This is a genomic window from Virgibacillus subterraneus, from assembly GCF_900110695.1.
Classification (GTDB): Bacteria; Bacillota; Bacilli; order Bacillales; family Amphibacillaceae; genus Lentibacillus; species Lentibacillus subterraneus.
The window spans coordinates 171,719-193,523 of the sequence record NZ_FOEH01000001.1 but is presented as its reverse complement, the minus strand read 5'-3'; the positions used below and the strand labels follow the sequence as shown (position 1 = coordinate 193,523).

17 protein-coding genes are annotated in these 21,805 nt (G+C 34.9%); 2 read left to right on the top strand and 15 right to left on the bottom strand.

Features of this window, described 5'->3' with window-relative positions; genetic code table 11:
- Positions 1-123: 123 nt before the first annotated feature.
- Both BMY13_RS00990 and BMY13_RS00985 read right to left on the bottom strand, forming a co-directional pair.
- Positions 124-813 (bottom strand): LrgB family protein, encoded by a 690-nt coding sequence (locus BMY13_RS00990; protein WP_092501834.1) that lies wholly within the window; start codon positions 811-813, stop codon positions 124-126.
- Positions 806-1,177 (bottom strand): CidA/LrgA family protein, encoded by a 372-nt coding sequence (locus BMY13_RS00985; RefSeq protein WP_092501832.1) that lies wholly within the window; start codon positions 1,175-1,177, stop codon positions 806-808. The genes BMY13_RS00990 and BMY13_RS00985 overlap by 8 nt, the downstream gene beginning before the upstream one ends.
- Before the next feature lie 497 nt (positions 1,178-1,674).
- Between BMY13_RS00985 and BMY13_RS00980 the strand changes: the two genes are divergently transcribed.
- Positions 1,675-2,115 (top strand): staygreen family protein, encoded by a 441-nt coding sequence (locus BMY13_RS00980; protein ID WP_342728534.1) that lies wholly within the window; start codon positions 1,675-1,677, stop codon positions 2,113-2,115.
- A 486-nt stretch (positions 2,116-2,601) separates the two neighbouring features.
- On the opposite strand, the gene BMY13_RS00975 is transcribed toward BMY13_RS00980, so the two are convergent.
- The 4 genes from BMY13_RS00975 to BMY13_RS00960 are packed head-to-tail and all read right to left on the bottom strand — an operon-like array spanning position 2,602 to position 4,298.
- Positions 2,602-3,201 (bottom strand): dihydrofolate reductase family protein, encoded by a 600-nt coding sequence (locus BMY13_RS00975; protein ID WP_092501828.1) that lies wholly within the window; start codon positions 3,199-3,201, stop codon positions 2,602-2,604.
- 12 nt (positions 3,202-3,213) lie between these two features.
- Positions 3,214-3,669: an SRPBCC family protein gene (locus tag BMY13_RS00970; protein ID WP_092501826.1), complete on the bottom strand. Its 456-nt coding sequence runs from the start codon at positions 3,667-3,669 to the stop codon at positions 3,214-3,216.
- Entirely contained in the window at positions 3,653-4,144 is a 492-nt protein-coding gene (locus BMY13_RS00965) for an ArsR/SmtB family transcription factor (protein WP_217649047.1), read from the bottom strand. Before BMY13_RS00965 ends, BMY13_RS00970 begins: the two co-directional genes overlap by 17 nt.
- On the bottom strand, positions 4,119-4,298 hold the full coding sequence (locus BMY13_RS00960; protein WP_092501824.1) for a hypothetical protein: 180 nt from the start codon (positions 4,296-4,298) through the stop codon (positions 4,119-4,121). Before BMY13_RS00960 ends, BMY13_RS00965 begins: the two co-directional genes overlap by 26 nt.
- Before the next feature lie 182 nt (positions 4,299-4,480).
- Here BMY13_RS00960 and BMY13_RS00955 point away from each other — a divergent pair, with 182 nt between their 5' ends.
- Positions 4,481-4,987: a CBO0543 family protein gene (locus BMY13_RS00955; protein ID WP_092501822.1), complete on the top strand. Its 507-nt coding sequence runs from the start codon at positions 4,481-4,483 to the stop codon at positions 4,985-4,987.
- Between the two features lie 286 nt (positions 4,988-5,273).
- Here BMY13_RS00955 and clpP read toward each other — a convergent pair whose 3' ends face one another.
- From clpP to BMY13_RS00905, 9 genes are all read right to left on the bottom strand, one after another.
- Positions 5,274-5,855, bottom strand: a complete 582-nt coding sequence (clpP, locus tag BMY13_RS00950; RefSeq protein ID WP_092501820.1) for an ATP-dependent Clp endopeptidase proteolytic subunit ClpP — start codon at positions 5,853-5,855, stop codon at positions 5,274-5,276.
- Positions 5,856-5,880: 25 nt separating this feature from the next.
- Entirely contained in the window at positions 5,881-6,570 is a 690-nt protein-coding gene (locus tag BMY13_RS00945; protein ID WP_092501818.1) for a sigma-70 family RNA polymerase sigma factor, read from the bottom strand.
- Between the two features lie 171 nt (positions 6,571-6,741).
- Positions 6,742-7,149 carry a nuclear transport factor 2 family protein gene (locus BMY13_RS00940; protein WP_092501816.1) on the bottom strand — a complete coding sequence of 136 codons (408 nt, stop codon included), beginning with the start codon at positions 7,147-7,149 and terminating at the stop codon, positions 6,742-6,744.
- Positions 7,150-7,548: 399 nt separating this feature from the next.
- Positions 7,549-9,531 carry a hypothetical protein gene (locus BMY13_RS00935; RefSeq protein WP_092501814.1) on the bottom strand — a complete coding sequence of 661 codons (1,983 nt, stop codon included), beginning with the start codon at positions 9,529-9,531 and terminating at the stop codon, positions 7,549-7,551.
- A 1-nt stretch (position 9,532) separates the two neighbouring features.
- Entirely contained in the window at positions 9,533-11,638 is a 2,106-nt protein-coding gene (locus tag BMY13_RS00930) for a sensor histidine kinase (RefSeq protein WP_092501812.1), read from the bottom strand.
- Positions 11,639-12,168: 530 nt separating this feature from the next.
- Entirely contained in the window at positions 12,169-17,472 is a 5,304-nt protein-coding gene (locus BMY13_RS00920) for an FtsK/SpoIIIE domain-containing protein (RefSeq protein ID WP_092501808.1), read from the bottom strand.
- The gene (locus tag BMY13_RS00915) at positions 17,469-18,992 is read right to left on the bottom strand and encodes a methylation-associated defense system protein MAD7 family protein (protein WP_092501806.1); all 1,524 of its coding nucleotides are present in this window, start codon (positions 18,990-18,992) and stop codon (positions 17,469-17,471) included. The genes BMY13_RS00920 and BMY13_RS00915 overlap by 4 nt, the downstream gene beginning before the upstream one ends.
- The gene (locus BMY13_RS00910; RefSeq protein ID WP_092501804.1) at positions 18,992-20,833 is read right to left on the bottom strand and encodes a hypothetical protein; all 1,842 of its coding nucleotides are present in this window, start codon (positions 20,831-20,833) and stop codon (positions 18,992-18,994) included. Before BMY13_RS00910 ends, BMY13_RS00915 begins: the two co-directional genes overlap by 1 nt.
- A 145-nt stretch (positions 20,834-20,978) precedes the next feature.
- Positions 20,979-21,794: a phosphoadenosine phosphosulfate reductase domain-containing protein gene (locus BMY13_RS00905; protein ID WP_092501802.1), complete on the bottom strand. Its 816-nt coding sequence runs from the start codon at positions 21,792-21,794 to the stop codon at positions 20,979-20,981.
- Positions 21,795-21,805: the final 11 nt, after the last annotated feature.

The window sequence follows — 21,805 nt, the reverse complement described above, 5'->3', positions numbered from 1 at the left end:
ATTTATACTTTCTTATCTGCCAAAAAAATCCTTCAAACTTGTAATAGTCTAAAGGAATTAAAATCACATCATCTATATTGAACAAGTATTAGCGAAATGCTTTTGCTGCAGTGCACAAATCCCTTACATCAAAACCGCAACCAGTCCCGGCGTTATAACCGATACAACTACCGCACTGACAACCATTGCAATCGTGCTGACTGATCCTGCGAGCTGGTCAAGTTCCATGATGGTTGCTGTTCCGATGGCATGTGATGCACTACCCATCCCGACACCGCGTCCGATCGGGTGATGAATCCGGAAACATTTCATAACTGTTGAGCTGATTAGCACTCCGCCAATTCCCGCTATCATCACAAAAACTGCCGCCAAAGGAGTTGCTCCGCCAAGCGTGTCTGTGATGGCCATGGCTACCGGGGTAGTGACGGATTTTGGAGCAAGTGAATGGATAATCAATTGATCAACCCCCGACCATTTTGCCAGTAAAACACCCGTTGACACGCCGACCGCTGCTCCTAGCATCGTTCCGCTAAGAATAGGCACCAGCAATTTTTTTAATATTTTTCTCCGCTGATAAACCGGATAGGCGAGCGCCACAATCGCAGGACCCAGCATATGGTCTATCCATTCCCCGCCACGCATGTAGATTTCATAAGGAATTTGAAACGCCAATAAGATAGCAATGATGATAACCGTAGCTATAATGACAGGTATGGTAAATGGAGAATTGAATTTCTTGTATATATAGACTGCCGCAGCATATATCCCAACTGTACCGGTAATAGCAGCAACGGCAATAAGGCTATCAATCATGTTCTACTTCCTTCCCACGCATCATCCATTGAGTCACAAGTCCTGATCCTGCCATCACAAGCACCGTACTCACGAGAACGATTACAATCAGGAGAAATCCCTTTCCGTAAAAGACCCCGAAATAATTTATAATCCCGACCGTAGCCGGAATGAAAAACAGCGTTAAATGTTTCACAAAAAAATCGGCACCCTTTTCAACCCACACGTCCTTCACAACATTTGTTGAGAGCAGGATAAACAGAATAATTAACCCGATGACACTCCCGGGCACAAATAAATTCAATGCTTCCTGGATCCAATGTCCAATTAAATAGATTCCATACAAAAAAGCAATTTGGATAATTATTTTACATACCTTCAGCAATTGACGACACTTCTTTCGGAAAAAATATAGTAGAAAGCTTTAATTGCACTTATGCAGTAAGAAAACTGCCGATAAAGTCTATCATAGATTGATTCAGACTATTTGAAAAGTGAACAGGCTCCATACTGACAAATATATAGTAACGTACAGACTGTGTCAGCGATGATTTCATCCTGAAAAATAATACTATCATTTCGTTCTAGCGTATAAAATTTATGACTGCCCTTCTTTATATTATAATCGAACCATTTTTTAAAAAGGTGGCATATATTTCTTAGAAATTTCCCCATTCAAAATGACACTTTTTACTGAGCAAAAACGATTATAGTAATGAATAGAGTGGGCTAACTGCTTTCATCAGTCATATGAAGCAATAGCGTCCCTATGCTGCTTGACCAACCCGCCCTCATTAGATGGCACAAGCAAATATCCTAGTATATTTGATTAATAACCATCATAATATTAAGAAAAAAGTGTTGGGAAGTGTTTGCTTGAGCATGTTAAACCCCGATAAACTTTATGTTGAGTTTAGAGAAGGTATAACCTCTACAGAACCTATAATCCATAGGCGCTACACACTGACTCATTCGGATATTACTGCAGAGCTTTTTTTGACAGTTGGATTAAGCTTTGCCCGGGATAAATTTAGCCCTATGAGAGATGAAGTGATTGGTGAGTGGACTAAAATTAGAGGCTGCTATGTATATAATGTGTATTTGGATGTAGATGGACAATCTGATCAGACTGTTGCAGCAAAACGAAATGACATATTTAGACGTGAATTACCACTTGCCTTGAAAGCCATCAGATATGGAGATAGTAGATTCTTCATTTCACATCCTGAGTTGAATAATTCTCCAATAATAGTTCACTTTAAATCACTATATCCTCAGTTGAATAAGATAGAAAATTGGGGTACTTTTGCAAAGTATACTTAACTCAGATTTCAATAACCAATGGAAATATTTATTGGTACCACTTCTTTTAGGACACGCATTACATTACCTAGTGCGGAAATGTCCTTTTAGAAAATAACAAGCACAGGGGCGGTTATAACGCTTCCGCCAAAATAAGGAAACATGAGAACCGCCCCCGTGCGTCACATCCTGCAAAATAATAACCGTTCCGGAGAATAAAGTGGGCTAACTGCTTTCATCAGTCTTCAGTTATATGAAGCAATAGCTCCGTCCCTATGCTGCGTGAATATTAATTTAATGATGAAAAAGAGCATCAAATTGCGTTGCAATTCAATGCTCAATTATGTTGTATTTTTAATGTTTGTACTTCAAAATTGAACTACTTACTCTCGATCGGAGCGGTTTTCTCTAAAAGACTACAAAAGACTATACTTTTTTCTCAATGATTAGCCTTTTGGTGTAATGCCTTATGGCAAATAAAATATGGTTGTTCTAAATATTTTAAACTTATTTAAGAACTCGATACTGCAGATGAATGGCTTTGGAAGTATCCATTATGGTGACGGGTTCAAGTAGAATATGCTCGTCTCTGAGCTTTTCGAATAATGGAATGCCTTCACCAAACAGTACGGGGACGAGATGAATCGATATCTCATCGACCAGCCCAGCCGCAATGAACTGTTGGGCGGTGTCCGCACCACCCATGACAGAAACGACTTTACCGTTCGCTGCTTTCTTCGCCTGTTCCAGAGCACTTTCAATTCCATTCACATACGTGTACACACTATTCTCGGGAACATTCTCTGGGGTCTGATGTGTGAGAACAAAAACAGGAATGCGAGCGGGCCCCGTTGGTCCATTTGCACCCCACCAACGAAGGGAATCATCGTATGTAACCCGTCCGGTGATAACCGCCCCCAGACCATTGCCGGCTTCTTCAAGAAGCTTGCGGTTACGACTGTCTTCATCGTCCATCACCCATCCGTGAAGTCGCTCTCCACCAGCCCCCATCGGTTCATCTGCAGAACGGTTTGAAGCCGCTATGAATCCGTCCAGTGACATACTGATATCAAAGACTACTTTACTCTTCGTGCTATTATTTGTCATTAAATACTCCTCCTATTTTTTAAATAATTCAACAAGCTTGTCGAAAGACTGTCCCCATCCACTAATAGCGTGATTCATTTCTTTCGAATACGGGCCGTTGTGTAACGTCATCTTGGTTTTACCATCCATTTCATCGAGTTGAACCCGAGTAATCATGGCAGAAAGCCTGAGATCTGTTTGTTCCTCGGACCGGAGGACAAGGAGACGAGGTTCTACAAGTTCGATAATTTCGTGTTGAATCCATATCTCTGTGCCAGTATTGATTTGAACCATACATAAATTAAACCAACCGCCTACACGAAGGTCAATGTCAATAGATTCCTTCGGGGTTTGGAACCCGGCTGGCCCCCACCATTTAGCCAACAGCTCAGGTTTTGTCCAAGACTTCCAAACTAGCTCACGGGGCGCATCAAAAATTCTTGTTAGAGTAAGCTCCTTATCCCCATTTACATCATTCGGGTTCGTCATATTGATCAGCCTTTCTTTCCTTATTCTTTTTCATTTCAGCTTCTAACACCTTATCTAATGCATCAAAACGTTGAGTCCAAAGCTGTGTAATGTGGTTCGCCCATTCCTCAAGTTCGATTATGGCGTCAGGATTAAGCTGATATATACGCTGTTGAGCTTTTTTTTCCATCCGAACCAGATTCGCTTCTCGAAGAATTTTTAAATGTTGTGAAATCGCTGGTGGACTTATATTAAAACGATCATAAATATCCGTTGCAGTTAACTGCTCTTGACTGGCCAATATCTCTAAGATGTATCGTCGATTAGGCTCGGAAAGAGCATGAAAAATATCCTTAGACACCATGGTAATGTTAAAGTCACCTCCTTCTAAAGGAACTTTGGAACCGTTGCTTACATAATAAATTATATACTTAATTAAGTCAACACTTAAATAAACACTTAAAAAAACATTACACCGCAATGTAATTGAAGTCATTTTCCTTATTAAACTTAATCGAACCACCTTTTAAAAGGTTGTTGCCGAGCAGTAAACGGAAGAACAAACCTTTATATTTTATATCGGCTAGACCAGCAATCACAAGTACAATAATGACTGGCAGCAAAATTCTTCTTTTTCCTGAAAAATTCATTCATCCATGCTCCTCTACTAAAAGTTTATTAATTACATAACAGCTTTTGTTCATACGCACTAAGGAATGGTAACTAACTATTGATACATGGCACATTTAAATACAGCTAATGCTTATTGCATAAGAGTGGTTAATTTTGGCGATAATACTTGATAGTTTCTACTAATCTTAAGAGGTGGACTATGTATTTATTATTAGTTTTAGTGGTTTGGACTTTATTTGCATATAAATTTATTGATTGGTCACGTGTAAAAGACCAATATCCTACGATCTTATTTTTCATTGCCATAAACATGACGTATAACACTATTTATCAAGAACAATTACTTTGGGCTTTTCAGGGAATCACTGCAGAATGGTTAAACCATATGACGATTAATTTATTTTTCACGTTTTATATATGTCCGGTAACCCTGATTATTTTTTTCCAGCGAATGCCTGCAGCCAGAAATGCAAAAATTATCTATATAGCAGTTTGGGTAATTTTTTACACTATTATTGAGGCATTATTTGCTCATAAAGCAATGTATGTATACGGAGATGGATGGAATAGCTGGCAGAATATTTGGTTAAACGCCTCATTGTTTATGTTTTTACTTATCCATTATAGAAAACCTGCTTTGGCACTTATTCTTGCTTTACCAGCAGCAGCACTTTTCTATATCATGTTCCCGGTTCCGCTCTATTAAATAAACCATTCAAGAGGTGATATCCTATATGTTCGTTCAAAATGTCTTGTCCACACCAGTCTTTTTGCTGCTACTATTTTTGACCTATTTATCCATGGCGTTCTATTTATTTAGAATCGAAGGAAGAAAACCAAAAAAATAATGATGAAAACAGTTTAAACAAGCCAAAATATACAAGTTTCCTTTACAAAACTTGATATTTTGGCTTGTTCCTTTTATATATTCATTTACTTATGGTACGGCTTCATGTACGGCACATTTAAGTCCAACGCTGCCGTTTCACCTATTATCTCGCTGGTATGATTTTGTCAATGATCCCATAATCTTTCGCTTCTTCAGCATTTAAGAAATAATCACGGTCTGTATCGACTGCAACCTTTTCAACCGGTTGGCCAGTTCGTTCTGCTATTAATTGATTCAACTGTTTACGCAGCTTTATAATCCTTTTAGCTGATATATCAATATCCGTTGCTTGACCTCGTGCACCACCGAGTGGCTGATGAAGCATAATTTCACTATTTGGGAGTGCAAATCGTTTACCCTTTGTTCCTGCGAGTAAAAGCATTGCAGCGAATGAGGCCGACATTCCTGTACAAATCGTGCTAATATCTGGTTTAATGTATTGCATCGTATCAAAGATTGCAAACCCTGCAGAAGTTGAACCACCTGGGCTATTGATGTAAAGAGAGATATCCTTATCAGCATCATTAGCCGCTAAAAACAATAGTTGCGCTACAACGCTGTTTGCCATGTGGTCGTTAATTTCATCACTTACCATAATAATTCGATCCTTCAACAACCTGGAATATATATCGTACGATCGTTCACCGTGACTTGATTGTTCAATAACATATGGGATTGCAGTCATCCTTATTTCCTCCTTTGTATACAGCCTAAGCTGCCATCGAGAAGGAGCCTGAAGGAGGAGAGAATTGATAAAGTTTCAGCTTCGGTTGAGTTTCCATTGGGAATAAAATTGGTATAAGCCTGATCACACCAGTAGGATCATTCAACCGGATCGCCTGGGTTAATGCCGGGGTCAATACTTCTACATTCTCCTCGGACCAATAATCCCTAACAGAATGTGTTTCTTCATCTAATAACAGCCTTGCAAGCCTTTTTCTTGCTCGGTTTAAAACTGCTTTGACAGCCGTTTCAGTCATATCGAACATCTCGGCAATCTCCATAATTTGATACCGAAACACATCTTTTAACGCAACTATAACCGATTGCTTTGGTGTGAGCTTAGAAATCAACTCTTCCACCAAGTCCGTCATATCATCCTTATACTCATTTGCTTCATCAGTTTCTTCAAACATAAACCCGATTATTTCTCGATTACGTTTTTGGAGTAAATCCATCCACAAATTAAATGCCATCTTTTTTAACAATGCAGCATTCAAATCTTTATGTTGTCCATAGTGGTTTATCGCTTTGAATAACGTTTCCTGGACAAGATCCTCAGCATCCCATTTGTTTTTGGTCAAATAATGGCAATAAGGAATAAGTGTCGAATAAAGATCTTTCAGCTCAGAAGAATTAACTTTTTCAGTTTGTACTTTTATGCCAGGCCTGGCGTACATTTTACTCACTCCTTTAGCTCCTCTCTTTACTTATTTAACGATTAAAGAAGGAAAAAAGATACGGGAGTTATATTTATTTTTTTCATACTAATATTTATATCTCATAATTAAGCGGAAAATGATTATCTTCTCTGATTTTCCTAACATGGAGTAGTTCTCTTTCATAGATCCTTAAAACATCCCATTGTTGTTAGGAGGACTCTCTGGTATGGGTTGACCTAAATCCCATAATTCAACAATATGACCATCATGGAAACGGAAAATATGAACAACAGCTGCTCCAAGGTCTTCAGGATTCTGTTTCACATGGGAGTGAACCGCAACCATCTCTCCCTCTTCAATAGCATGCTTGATCTTAAATATCTTGTTGGGATTCTCAGTTGCATCCTCTTTCATTGCTAGTTTGAGCGAATCTGCATCTCCCTGGAAAAAGGCATTATGATGGTGGAATTCTGAACCTATGTATCTCCGATATGCTTCATCTACATTCCCCGATGCTACAAGCTTTAGAAATGATACCGCTTGCTCTTTAAAAGAAACGGCCCCTTTACTCTGCTTTTCCTTATTAATATCAATCATCCTTTCATTTTGGGAGTTAAACTATTTAAGATTAATATAACTTATTTTTTAATCTAATGTAATCCATATTGTTCGAGATAATCTTTCTCCAGCTTTCTCAAAATTATTTTTCTTTATAGCTTCTAAGATGGATGATAAACTGGGTATGAAATTTGAAGAAGCACAGGGACGGTTCGACCGCTTCCATTAGGTAATATCAAGCAAAAGCTCTGTCCGTCCCCATGCTTTCTCGATTTCTACTCTCTGTTTTAACACTATTTGTGATACGGTTCACCGTTATTATTTAAGAGGCAAAAATAAGGCATTGGATTCGTGTTCCAATGCCTTTATTATAAATTCGGATTATTATCCATAACTATTAACTTAAAACAAAAGAAAGGATTTCACCCTTTATTAAGTTTACGCAAACTGCTTTTGTTCAGTTACTTTTTTATGACGACAGATTACGTTAACAGACTTATTTTTCTTACTCGTCTGTATGACTATCCCACCTTCAAAAAATGTTTTTGCAGTATTCTCATTAATAATAAGCATTCTTTTTCCAAACTGTTCAGTTACTTTTATACTCTCAGTATGTTCTGTCAACACCTTAGAGATTATCTCCTCTCTAACTTCCTGTTTTACCTGGAACCCCTCTGCTTGGATAACATCAATTATATGTTCTGCACTAGCCAAAACAACCTTATCTTTTTCATTGAAATAAAACTCCAAGTCAGTTTCTTCGTTATTTAATCGGGCTTCAAGAAGAGAGTATTTTATTTCTTCATTTGATAGGTCTAAAGATAATGGAATACGAGTCTCAAGTTCAGTTTTAGCTTTAAGGATAGATAAGGTTTGGAGGTGGTCTAACCTTCCAACTCTAGAAGTCTGAAAATCTATTATATCCCCGTCTTTCTTAATTGTATAAGCAATTCCTTTTGACCATTTAATATGTTCTCCATTAGCTAACCCTTTAAATTCCTCAGATTTATTAGTAATTAAGTTATTAATATATTTGTGGAAAAAATTCCCCCATGTAAACTCCCTATCATTACTCTTATTTAATTCAAATCTTGATGTGCCTTCCTGGGCATCTAAGCTAGTAAAGTCTAGAACCCAAGTTGGTACTGTTATATGTCTCCTTACATCGAATACTATTTCTTCTGTCCCTAACCTTAAATTTATACAGCCCTTACCTGTCGAATTAGATGTCTCTAGTACTATTGAAGCTACTTCCGCATTACGCTTAGAAGTACCATTAATTTCTCTTACTATTAAATCGCATGACTGTGATATAAGAATTCCTCGTAGTGTTTTACCATCAATGTTAATATTATATATATCACCAAAGTCTATTGGATCATTTCTCATATTTACATTTTCATCTAGTAACTCTATTCTTCTTAAATCTCTCAAATGATTATCAGTTTCAAAATCAAATATCTCACAAGACCATCCTTGAATGTTTATTAAGTTTTCATGAATCTCTTCCATTTCAGAAACACTATCAGTTATTAGATTTTTTACTAAAGATAAACTAAAATCAATTAGATAAGAGGTCTCAGAGACTCCCTCACTTTCTAGTTTTTCTGTTATTAGTGCTTTCAATGTTTTACTATTAGTTAATAGAAGCTTTCTAAAAGCCTCATTGACTCCCTTATCCAATAAGTTTTTCATGGAGAACAATGATTCAAACATTAATTTTCCAGACTCCAATTCAAGTAGAGTCTCATATAAAGAAGCAAAAAACCTATCTTTACTATCAACTTCATTCTTACTAATAAAATTTAAAAGTGCCTTAAATTCAAGGATGTTATTACTCATATATTTCCTAAACAAATCCTGTTTGTTTTCAGAGTCTGTCATATTGTAAGATTTTTCTTCATACTCAAACACTTCGTGAGAGCTAATGAAGATTATATATGTTAATTTATTATTTAGTGTTTGATCTCCTAATACCTCTAAAGCAGTAAAATTACCATTTTTATAATTGTAATCCATAATTATTAAATCGAATTCGTCAAAATTCTTTTCGTTTGGGATCAAAGCGGTTTCAATAATTATATCATCACTACCAAAATATTGTGTAAGTTTTTTTTCTATATGTTTTGCAGGGCCTTCTAATAACTCAGGTTCAATTTCATTCATAATATTAAAGATAATCTCTCTTTTATCTGGTTCTTCTTGCAGAAAAGAAAAATCTTCTTGTTCAAAAATCATCTCAACTTCTACTTCACATAGCTCTTTTTTCACTAAATCCCTCAACTCATGGTTTTCCTTTTCTTTACTTAAATAAATTCTCATCTGAGTTAATTTATCATCATCACTTAGCTCTAATTGATCATCAACAAAAAGAATTCTTGAAATATTTAGGTCCGCTAGCAATTTATTAACTGCTTTCAATCTATTCTCCCCCTATAATAACTTCTGAAAAGTCTAAACTAAAACAGTATAGTCTACCTTTTGAGTTCTTATTTTCAAGCAAATCTAACTTTATTTTATGGTAAGCAGCAATCTCTCTACATATAAATAAACCTAAACCTTTACCATCCTTTCTTCGTGAAAAAAATGGTTCAAATATAGACTCCGAATCTATTAAAGAAATTCCAGTTCCATTGTCATAAAAAATAACATGGCCATCTTTTTTTATTTCAATTCTAATTATACCTTTATTGGTGTTGTCCAATGTTCCTAGTGAGTTTACCCAATAAAACGAATTTATTAACAAATTATCAAATAATTGTATTAGTAACCCTTTGTTGACTTTAATATCTAAACTCTCAACTTCTGAAATCACTTCAACCTCTAAGGGGATATTTTTATAGTTATTTAATAAGGATTTTGACGTATTTACTATTTGTTTTATCTGCTTAACAAGGTCCAATTTAGATTTAGCCCTTCTTAAGGTTGATGCTTGTTCATCTATTTGAGAAATCATTGCTTTAAGCGACTTTATATTTAATTCTAAGATGTCTATTTTATTTAAATATTCATTAGGAAGTTGTGTTTTTAAATCATGAAGAATTGAAAGTATTTTTTGCACAAAGTTATGAATTTCATGAGCAATCTGCATAGAAGTCATTCCGACACTAGATGTTTCTATTAGAGCCTTCTCTCTTCTTTTTAACTCACTAATCCCTTTATTAATTAATTTTGATTCCTTAATAATATTTTTTAAATCCTTATCAACAATTTCTCTACTACTAGAAATTCTAAGAATAGTTTTTTCAATATTAGTTGCAGACTTTTTTGCTGTATTAGTTATATTATTTGATGTTTCTTTTGGTTCATTTATTTCAACTATATCAAGCAATTTGTTAAAAATACTCTTAACAATATAAGAAAAGTTATCAAATGAGCGATTTCTAACTAGACCTTCACGGTTTGTTTGGTCAACTAGATAAGGGGACTTATTCGAATTTAAAGCTATATATCCAGTAGTTTGCTCTCCTATAATACTCGCCTTCCCTTTCCGATATTTTTCTTTATTTAATTCTAACCAATCATCTCCAGGATCACCATAAGGGAATATTCTAAATCCATCCCGAAATATCATCGGTCCACCAGTGTATCTATCTAAAATCTCTCTTATAACTCTAGTATTTTCAAAACCGGTAAGCTCTTTCAGTCTTCTTCTATTAAAAATATAAAAGTGAAATTTAAACTTACCTACAAAACCTTCCGCCAAAGAATCAAGGTCATGCAGCTTAGAATCTAACAGGATGTTATCTTCTCCCTGGTCTACTATAATTCCATTTCTTTTTACTTTAAATAGATAATTGATCTGACCTGGTATATATTCACCTTTAATTTCATGATGTGCTTGCTCTAACAATTCTTTTTCAGATTGACCTAACTTAATAAAACTTTTTTTATTATATTGATCAATAAACCATACTTTGATCTTAAATTTCCGAGGTAAGTCATTAAAAGGATTAATATACTTGGCAACGGTATTAGATATAAATTTTTCTACTTCTAGTTTACTCCATTCCTCTCCGATAAAGTCTTTAATATCAGTAATAACTATTTTGGTAAAAGATCTATTTTCTGTTTTAGGTGTGTCATATAAACTATTATCTATTTCATCAAGATACAAATCTGACTTATACCCAAACTTATCCCAGTCAACTTCTAAGTTCCATACAACATTAGATTCCTTAGTTGTTGTTTGTAAAAGTAACTTATTACCAAGTTTCATTGTAGAGAAACGCCCCAAACCTTTCTCACCAAGTGGAATATCCTCATTATTATTAACAACTCCTTTATTTTCAAGTCTGTTGTTTGTACCTACCACAAGCCAAAAGTTTTCAATTGTCTTATTATCCATTCCATGCCCTTCATCGTATATGACAATTTGTTTTTCTTTTTGATTGATTGTGATTTCAACAAATTCAGACTTAGCGTCATAGGAGTTCTTAACCAACTCTAGTAAAGCAACTTTAGTACTACTAATTAATCTTTCTCCAAGATGAGAAATTATCCTTGCCATCGGCCTAAACTGTGCCACTAAGTATCACCTCATAAAAGTTATATATTTTTTACTCTCTACTATTAATACACATTAATGACCATGTATATCTAAGCGATTATATTAAAATGGAATTGTATTTAAGCCTTTCTACTAATGTAGCTAAACCCCTTCAGATGATTATACTTTTTGTGATATTTCTTAAAAACTGCGTCTAGTTGTTCTTTCCTCATGTACAATTTAGCATTTATTTTTCTTATATTATTATAATCTTCTTCGGTTGCATCTTCCCACTGAGCATCTAAACAAAGGTTCAGCAAATTCGCTAACACTAATCCGAGGATTTTTTTCGTAAGTTTTTTAACAATAAAATTCAACCGAGCCTTAGCATATAACCCATCAAAGTTATGTGTATATACACTTCTAATGACTGATATATTCTATCTTTTCGCATCCTGTTCACAACAACCTATATCGTAAATAAACACTTAAACATTAGAACTTATCAACCTCTTTAATAAAAAGAAGCCACTTCAACGGTATAGTGACTTCTTATGTTTAAACAACTATTAGTTGTCCTCATCTTCTTTTATGGCATCTACTACTTCAATAGAATCTCCATTTGATAAAAATGGTACCTGAGCATGGATTAAATTGGACTCTCCTGATAGCCTCGCTGCTAAATGACCGTTATTTAATAACCTCTCTGCACCTTTTTCGCCTAACGCTATTTCCGAAGTACCAGTACTTTCAACTCTCAGAATTAACCTATTACCCAGGTTATCTCGCAGTTGTACTGGTAAAGCATCTTTGTCTGGCCTTTGTGCAGCAAATATCAAATGAATACCAGCAGCCCTTGCCTTTACTCCTAACCTCTGAACAGTAGCCGAGACAGTTTTTTTATATTCATCTACTAACATCCAATCAGCAAACTCATCATGAATCAAAAAGATTAAAGGCATTTTCTTACCTTCTGGGGCTTTTTTATTATACTCTTTAATATTTGGAACTTTATTATCTCTAAAGATAAGGTAGCGCTCTTCCATTTTTGCAACTAATGATTCTAAGACAGAGGTTGCCTTATCTTGATTGATAATTATCCCCTCTAATAAGTGAGGTAAACCTTCTAAACTCTGATAATCAACCCCAAATTTTGGATCTATTAAATATACTTGCGCCATTTCTTGCGAATTTGTTGCACAAATGTCAAGAATTAAGTTTTGTAACAATATAGATTTACCACTTCCAGTGGCACCAGCAATAAGGGTATGTGGCGCATGTTGTTGTAAACCTTCAAATCCCCCACCTAAGTTTAAATACAGTAAATCTCCATCCACTTCTTTAACACCAATAAGGAAATTCATATTCATACCAGGCATGACTTGTTCGACCTTACGTCTATTCCATAAATCTCTCAAATATATAACTTGTCGTTCCGGCCTTGCAATAAATACAACAACTTCACCAGGATGGGCCATCACATTTAAAACTTCTAAAGCATGCGTAGTTAATAATTGAGATCTTTTTCTTTCAATATCCTCAACCTTTAAATTATCTGAACCCTTTAACTGTATTATTGCTGAATTCGGTGTTAATCTAGATCCTAGTACTTTTGCCTGTAAGTTATATGACATGAGAGCACTTTTTAATTTCCTCACAGCTTCTTTTAACCACTGATCTGATTCTTCATTCATTGTGTAAGTAATTTCCTTATTTTCTATCCATTGTTTAAGTAAAGAACCCCCCCAAAAGGTAGAATGACCTTGTTCGTCATTCCCACTTTGATTTTCCTTATCAATTTCTGACTCAGAGTTTATCTCATCCTGTTCGTTTGAATCAAATGATTTTTCATTTCCATTTTCTTTTGACTTTTTTTCACTATCTTCTGTCGAACTAGTACGATTAGCATTTTTTAATGTCTTACTCTCAATACTTATTTCATTACTTGGAGTAATTGCCTCAAGACTTTCCCAAGGTCTTTCATCACCAATTTCGCCCCGAATATCAATCAGTTGCTCTTGTTTATATATTGCTAAAGTTAACGCTCTAACCTTTTCTCTATTATATACCTCCTGATAGCAATTTTCTAAATTACTAAGCTGCAATTGCTCGCAATCTATATTACTATCATCTGTAGACCCCGATACAAACACATGTGAATAACCCCTTAAATCAATTGGAATATCCCCACTTCTGATACCTTCCCTCCATTGTTCTAACGAAAGACTAGCATCTTGGGAAAACTCCACACCTTCCACTAACATATCACTAATTCTTGCTAGCCAGAGATCTTTATCTAACCTACTAGGACTGCCAAATAAAGCACTGTGTATTCTCATAACTGTATCGCTTAACTGTTTTTTTGAAGTCTTTTTAGCGTTAGCTAGCCCTTTTATATCAACGTACTTGCATTCTGTTATTATAACTTGCAAATAATGTTTTCCGTTTTCTTCTTTAGGATACAGGGCTAATATATCAGCTATTTGCTCCTCTTTCTTACCAAGCCAAGAAGCATAATCATCTAAGAAGAACCACCCCACAGATTGAGGCTCTCCAAGTTCAGACTTAATCAAAAGTTTGCTAAATACTACACCTAGTAACTCACTTGCAAATTTACCTTGCTTTGCGGCTCTTAAAACAATATCACCCGATAAATCGTTTGCTTCTTCAACAAAAATTTCAGATAATTCAAACAGTTGTTCATCCGTTAACCCGAGGTTAAGGTTACTCAACCTTCTTTTCACTAAAATTTGAAGTAAATTTAATTTTGATTTTGTAGACACTACTAAATTAGGTCCGTTTGATTGGTTATGTTGATATTTTATAACATTAATACCCTGGTTCTTTAATAACCTTTGATCTAGTAATTCATCATAATTAGCTACCCATTCTCCCAATTTATGTGCTTCATCAAAGATACTTCTTGTATCTTCATTTTGAAATGATATTTGACGAGATGGTAAATAATAAGTATCCTGTTCGTTTTCGACACCTTCACAAACTCCTCTTAAGGCATTTAAGTACGACCATCCAACTGAGGGTTGGCTTGGACATACTAAATAAGATGTGGATTTTAATTCGTCCTTTACGGCTGGTCTCCTTCTAGACCATCTTGGAGGAAAGTGTTTTAGTAATTCCTGTGTAGCGCCTTTGTTAACTGCAGACCATACAAACTTTGCCTCTCTTGAAATGACCTCCTGTAAGAAAACTATATCTGAAGGTTTTTCACCATTAATATCATTTACTGGTGCAGTATCCGCCATAACTCCTATTCTAAGTCGTGCCATGAAATCACGGGATACTTCACTAGCTACAAAGGTATCTGAGTCTGCATCCGAATTTTCAACCATTTTTGTGTATAATTCACTTAACTTATTCATATTTCTGTGACGCAAGACCACTTGGCAGCGAATATCATCATTTTTATCTCGCAAGGACGAGAGAGAATCTACTATAGCTTTTGGTAATCTAGTCGAATCACAATTATATAGAACAACGCCTAAATTTGTACTTTCGTGCGGTTGAAGTTCTATATATTTCTGGACTAAATTAGATACTTTTGTGCTAGCTTCTTTAGGATCTTCATTCGTCTCTTGTTCATCAAACTTCCTAATAGGCATCTCCATTAAACTATATTCATTAACATTATCGGTAATCGATAACAATTCGGGTTCTTTACCTTTATATCCATAAGAAACCTCTGGATAATAAGGCTCCATAAAGTCGCGCTTTAAATCTGAAAAATATAATTTTGAATCCCCAAAATCTACTTCTTCTGACTCTAGAATAAATCTAACTATAGCCTCAAACTGTATAGCTTTAACTGCTATAGATGCAAACCTCATAGGATGCCAAGGGGCGATTATTGACATCGGTTGGCTTCTATCCACCTGTACATTACCTATATTTAATATAGGTTGCCAAAGTTCTACTCTATTAATGTCACTTGATGCATATAGATTTAAAACATTTAATAAGTCATCATATGCATTACATTGAAGTATAATAGTTTCAGATGATAGCCCATACTGCAAGAAATCTTTTATTGATTCTTTATATAGCCTTGAGAATTTTTCCCATGCCCTATTTATTTCATCAAAACCATCCTGTGATAAGCGTTCTTCATTACGGGCTTCTTTTAAGCTAGAAATGAATTCCTTACCAATGTCGTTACTTGAATTATAAACTCCCACTAAAGATCCTCTATTTTGACGATAAACTGCATGAAGGGTTCCAACATCATTTAAAGAAATTCCTTGTAGTTTTCCTTTTTTACTTATTGGATTCCTTGAGACCCTACAAAGTGGAAATGCGTTTTTCTCTATTCTCTCTAGGTCATTTCGAAGTTCCAATCCTATTTTGTTAGGATCACCCTTCCAAATAACCTGAACCTGGTGTGACGGGTTCGACTCATCATCATATTCTAACTCTACATAAAATTTTATTTGAGTTGCATTTCTCGATACAGAGTTATTCTTTTTATACTTTGGTTTGTTTTTTACATCTTCTAGTAATTCTTCATATTTAAATAACCAATGCACATCCCAAATAATATTTGGGTGAGTAAGTCTTTCTAAGCCTTTGTATTTTGTGGAAAAAAACAAACCTATTTTTGCATTTAAATCTAACCATGAACTCTTACTGTTTCTCTTTTGAGTTCTAATTCTTATTTTTTTCTTACTTACTGTATTTTCACTTTGTGAAAATAGCCTTTCAACAGCATCTAGCAGGCCAATAATAAAATCTTCACATTCTATTGGTTTTCCATATACAAACTTATCCCATTTAGACTTTAAGGGGCGATTAGAATCTAGTTCTTGACGATGAGCTTCATAAAATTCAATATCCTCTTCAGAAGGTTCTGAGGCTGTTCTTTTTGAAAGTGTTTTAAGGTAATCTCTATCATCATCTATAAGAGTATCAGAATATTCATCTTCTAAGTGTTCTAGTGTTTGTGTTCCCAAATCTACTTTCTTTGTTCGAATACCTGAAAAGAAAACATAGATATTATCGCGTTCCCACTCAAAGCTAGTTAACGCTTCCGCCTCTCTAGTCCAACCAGGTTTTGCTTGAATAAAACTTTCTATTACTGGCCGTATATGTTCTGGAATATCTTCCTTTACTTTATTATATGATGAATGCAAATCTTCATTTTCAATAATTTCTCTATTAGGAGACTGCTTGTAAATATAACAAGAACGTTTTGCTATTGCTGATTGATAAAGGTCCGCCCACCTCTTCTTATGTCCTAAAAACTTATCGGGAATTGCTTCAAAAAGTGCAGAATCACGGGGGATTCTTAATGAAGGTAATGCCCAACCTAGTGCTGAAATTAGGGGTACACTATCCTGTAGAATCTTATTCCTTACCTCAACAACGTATAGACTAAATCTTTCTAAGCTGAAATCACTTATTGTTTGTAAGCCATTTATAGCTTGTCCCCAATACTTTCTTTGCTCTTCCGTCAGAGCTAAACCTGTACTAGCGATATTTACCCAAAATTCAGGGCTACCTTTTAAATCCTTTGCCCCTATAGTCGTAATATCCCTTAATGATTGTCCTTGATCATCATTAGTATTCGCAAGAATAATTGCTGGTTTATCTATAAATGCATTTCTCCAATAAGTTGTTTTTTCATCTGTGGTTATACTTTCTGGTAAATCATACTCTTCTACTAATTTGCTAGGTACTTTTATTTCAATGTACGAACTTAGTTCTACATCTTTTAATATTATTTCGCATATACGTGCTACTTGTTTACCCGTGAGTCTATCGAGTAAAAACCTTGCAATCCCCTCTGAGTCACCATCTATATTTAGGTTTGCTCTAATATATTCAGTAGCAACTTTTCCAATTAAATCTATCTCATTCATCTAATTCCCGCCTTTACAAATGGATTTTCTACATATGCACAGGCATCTGATAGTCTTTTTAGAAGACCCATACTTGAAAGTCTTTCTTCTAATCTTACAGCATTTTCAGAAAAAGATTCCATGTCCGCTTGACCTGCCTCTAGTAATTTACCAGCTTGGCGGTCTCCTATAATAAAACCATATTTATTGAATAAAATCTCTAGGAATTCTTGAAACTCCATCTTACTTTCCACATTACTTAATACCAGTGCTTTAAGTAATGAATCTGTAGGCGCATACCTTAGTCTTCTACTACTTCTCTTAGAAACCAAACCAATTTCTTTACCCCATACTCTATGAAAGTTTTGAACATGCTGTTTGTGTCTAGCAGTTACCTTTTTTGAAAACTCATTTAAAAGCCCTTCTGCGGTAGTTGCATTGGCTTTATCATCATCTTTCCAAGAAAACTCTTTTATAATCAAATCTCTAGCAGACTCATATGGTGCATCAGATGTAATAACTTCATTCCACTTCTCTGTATTTTTTATTCCTAGCACGTATTCTTCTACTGCCTGCCTTGAAAAATTATTGTTTTGTGAGTATGAGTCAGATGCTAAATCCCTTATTATTGTTTTTTGTGGAGCTATTATTTCTAAAATAAAGCTTGTTTGGTTACTATCCTTAAGAATTTCTTTGGAACGGTTTAACAAGTAATTTATCATGTGTAAACCTGTAATGTTAACTAAGTGAGGAAACACATCATAATTCGGCATATTACACTTAAAAAGATTTAGCCAGTCTTCGGATAGTAAATCGTATTCTTTTAGTTTCTCATAAGGAAGATAACCACCTTGCCTTTTTTCTCCAACAAGCTCTTCGCCGTCAGGTTGAAGTTGTGCAACGAGTCGATTAAATGGTGATCTACCATTAAGTATTTTTTTACTTAGATAGTCTAGAATCATCTCCTTATTTTTACTCCTAGATAGCATTAAATAGAGTAACTCACCAGTTCTACCAAAAAAACGTCTATCATTGCTTATATTGTTACCTGTTACCCTTAAATCTTCATATAAACAATCAGGACCATATGGAAAAATGAATTGAGAACTCCACCTTTTATTATTTTCACCTTCTATTGTTGTAGAGCGTAAAAAGTTCACAATCTCAACAAAATCGTTAAAATTGGCAAAACGTTTCTTTAGATAAGAAAAATCTGCCCCCTTCATTCCACCCGGATTTTTATTCATCTCTTCAATCCATATGTCCCATTGAGTATTTTGAAAACCCTTATCAATAATTCCCATTCGAGGGTTATTGAATAAAATGTTTCTTAAGTACATTCGAGGATAAGCTGTGTATTGTAATGAGTTATACTTTTCTTCTTTAAAAGCTCGCCCTCCGCCGTATTCCGATTGAAGAACATTCAAAAATTCCATAATACATAACCATGGTGTTTGTTCATCATATAAACGATGTCCCCAAATCGCTTCATCTACCCACATACTTGAATCGATTCGATTAGGGTGTGGCAATCTATTCATCACTCAAAATCCACCTCCACAGCTCGCCTATATAACATTCCCTCATCATTTATTTGAAGCAGCTCAAGGACTAACCTATCTGTGTCAATCTCATAAGCCCCCTCTATTTTTCTGCGATGTTCTAAATGAGTTAGTAAACGGCTTTTAAATGCGAGAATATCCTCGTAACATTCACGCGAAAAACTTCCAGGCAGTTCTCCTTCAGCTACTCTTGATATAAACTCATATCTTACTAAATGTAATTTCAGATGAACTGCTTCTACTTCATCACTTAAGGACATGTTAACTTTAAAAACAGGCTTATCATTTTCATGGACTATGTTTACGCTTTCTCCTCTATCAGGTCTTACTGAAACCTCCGATTCGTAAACCCTACTAATTTTAGATTGAGAGTGACTTCCTGAAGTAGATAGGTATACAACATCACTATCTTTCGTTAACAACCCCGTGGAAATCCGATTAATCCCTTTAACTAACCTTGATAATAGTTTTGCTTGTACTCTTTTATTGTTTTCTAACCTTCGGTGAATTTTTTCTAGGAACTCCCCGGCATATTTAAAAGTGGTTAATTCCCAAACCTGAATTTCCTCTAAATCATTTGAATTCACTGTAAAAAAAAGTCTTTGCCTTTGGGACCTTAATCGACTTAGAAAATCTTCGCTTTCTTCTTTGCTGACTTCACCTTCAAGATAAGATTTTTGTTCAGCTCTAAATGTTTCATCAGCGCCGTAAAATTTATCAGATATCATATATTTGTTGAATAAATCATATAATTCGGGATCGTCTTCTCCAAAAATAAGAATATTATCTATGAAGTTATTACTTTCCGTTCCGATTCCAAAGCGATTAAGTGTTGAAAAAATGTCCGTTGACTCTCTACGTCGGTCACTTAAGTTTTCCCCAAATATATTTCTATAAATGCTAGCACCAGAAACAGAATTGCTTTCTAAGATTTTTGGAATCTGAGTACAACTCATTAATTTATCTCTTGCATTTGGATGTCCTAATATCATATTAGATATTAGTAATAAGAGTTGTCTTATTGGAATATGGACTTCATTCAATTCACATAATTCTAGTAAATCGACTAACCGTTCTTGGATAATTTTTCCATCATTAGTTCCCTCCAAGCGTTTTTTGTTCTCCCAAATAGGACATCTTAAACCTATTGATTCATTATCCTTTAATGAGCAATTATCGCAGTTGCTCCAACCAGGGTGATTAATAACAGAGTTAACTATTTGAGGGAATATTCTAGCTGAATTTGTTTTACTAAGATTTATTAATTGTAAATTATACCCCTTTCTTATTTGTTGCTCGGAAACTAATAAATCCTCTATACAATCCGCGACTTCTGTAACAAAATAATTATGATTTTCTGATTTCCATTTTTCCAATAACTGTCCGTCATTTGCAGCAACAAGGAAAACCTTTCTATTACCCTGTTTAATAGATTCAGCCATTTCATTAATTATGTAGCTACTCATATCAGATAACTCACTCAAGTCTTTGATAACGTATAAAGAGTGATTCTCTAGTGGGATGGTCTTAATAGTTTCACCGTTATCCCACGCTTCTTTTGTTCCACCTAATGCAAACCATACCTCACGACAATAAAAAGTTTTTCCGTCACCAGCTGTCCCTGTTAAAATAATGTTTTGAGGATAACTAGTTTCGAAATTTGCAATTAAATCTGAAAGGTGTTGTGGCTCAACTTTAATTGGTTTTATTCCTTTCTTATCTATTGATCTTTGAATTGCCTCATCGTACATATTATCGTTCCTTGGAATAGGACCGTATTGCCTAAGAAAATTAATCCACTCGGATTTTACTACACTCATAACTCCCATCTCCCATAAAGTTAAATTTCCGTTACAATTTTTTCCTGATTATAATTATACAGAAAAGTCCCAAATTATTAAACAAAACAAATAAAAAAGAGTAGTATATTCTATATTGAACATACTACTCTCTTTTAGGCTGTTATTATGCATAATGACAGATGCAAGGAACGTCAGTTTCCTCATTTAATTTCTTTGCTATCTCTGAATCAAGATCTAATTCTTTTCTATACTCTGTTAAAGTGAAAGGTTTTCCATTCCTTTTAAGAATACTTACATCACCCAGTTGTTCCCTTAATCTATTCTCCATTTCTTCCTGTTCAATATATACATCCGGCCAAGTATCATAAAGGTGCTTATAATGATTGAATCCCCCCCTTACACAGCGTCCACCACAGTTAGCATGAGAAAATCCAAGATGGTACATTTCAGGAAGCTCTATCCCCCAATCTTGAGTAATAATCCTTTTTATTTCATCATCTGATATATTACTTTCATAAAGAGGAAATACAGTTTTTATTGGTTGCTCTTTTCCATCACGTGGTAAGAGATTGTGGTTATATAAGGATTCTAGTCCTTCTCTCCTTCTCTTTTCATGTTTGCCAATTCCAAAATATAAAATAGGTTCATAACCTTTATCTCTCAACTCTTCAAGATATATAACTGTCTGATGAACTTTTAACTGAGAGGAACACTTTGCTAACCGAGAGTTTCCAAGAAACTTAGTATCCTCAAAAACCTCTTCTGGTGTTCTGCCATCTCTAACCGTTTCAATTTCAATTCCTATTTCTTCAGCAACTTCAACCATAAATCTCTTATTATCTTTATGCTCCCATAGGGTATCAGTGAAAAAAAGCTGTGAATTTTTTTTGCCGTGTTTATGAACCATAAGATAAGCAACGTAGGCGCTCGCTGCTCCTCCACTAAACATAGAAATATAAATAGGTTCTCTTCCGTACATTGTATCACCCT

Bases quoted from the DNA above. Each gene is read 5' to 3' on its own strand.
- BMY13_RS00990 (WP_092501834.1), bottom strand. From the start codon at position 813: ATGATTGATAGCCTTATTGCCGTTGCTGCTATTACCGGTACAGTTGGG.
- BMY13_RS00980 (WP_342728534.1), top strand. From the start codon at position 1,675: ATGTTAAACCCCGATAAACTTTATGTTGAGTTTAGAGAAGGTATAACC.
- BMY13_RS00975 (WP_092501828.1), bottom strand. From the start codon at position 3,201: ATGACAAATAATAGCACGAAGAGTAAAGTAGTCTTTGATATCAGTATG.
- BMY13_RS00970 (WP_092501826.1), bottom strand. From the start codon at position 3,669: ATGACGAACCCGAATGATGTAAATGGGGATAAGGAGCTTACTCTAACA.
- BMY13_RS00965 (WP_217649047.1), bottom strand. From the start codon at position 4,144: ATGACTTCAATTACATTGCGGTGTAATGTTTTTTTAAGTGTTTATTTA.
- BMY13_RS00960 (WP_092501824.1), bottom strand. From the start codon at position 4,298: ATGAATTTTTCAGGAAAAAGAAGAATTTTGCTGCCAGTCATTATTGTA.
- BMY13_RS00955 (WP_092501822.1), top strand. From the start codon at position 4,481: ATGTATTTATTATTAGTTTTAGTGGTTTGGACTTTATTTGCATATAAA.
- clpP (WP_092501820.1), bottom strand. From the start codon at position 5,855: ATGACTGCAATCCCATATGTTATTGAACAATCAAGTCACGGTGAACGA.
- BMY13_RS00945 (WP_092501818.1), bottom strand. From the start codon at position 6,570: ATGTACGCCAGGCCTGGCATAAAAGTACAAACTGAAAAAGTTAATTCT.
- BMY13_RS00940 (WP_092501816.1), bottom strand. From the start codon at position 7,149: ATGATTGATATTAATAAGGAAAAGCAGAGTAAAGGGGCCGTTTCTTTT.
- BMY13_RS00920 (WP_092501808.1), bottom strand. From the start codon at position 17,472: ATGAATGAGATAGATTTAATTGGAAAAGTTGCTACTGAATATATTAGA.
- BMY13_RS00915 (WP_092501806.1), bottom strand. From the start codon at position 18,992: ATGAATAGATTGCCACACCCTAATCGAATCGATTCAAGTATGTGGGTA.
- BMY13_RS00910 (WP_092501804.1), bottom strand. From the start codon at position 20,833: ATGAGTGTAGTAAAATCCGAGTGGATTAATTTTCTTAGGCAATACGGT.
- BMY13_RS00905 (WP_092501802.1), bottom strand. From the start codon at position 21,794: ATGTACGGAAGAGAACCTATTTATATTTCTATGTTTAGTGGAGGAGCA.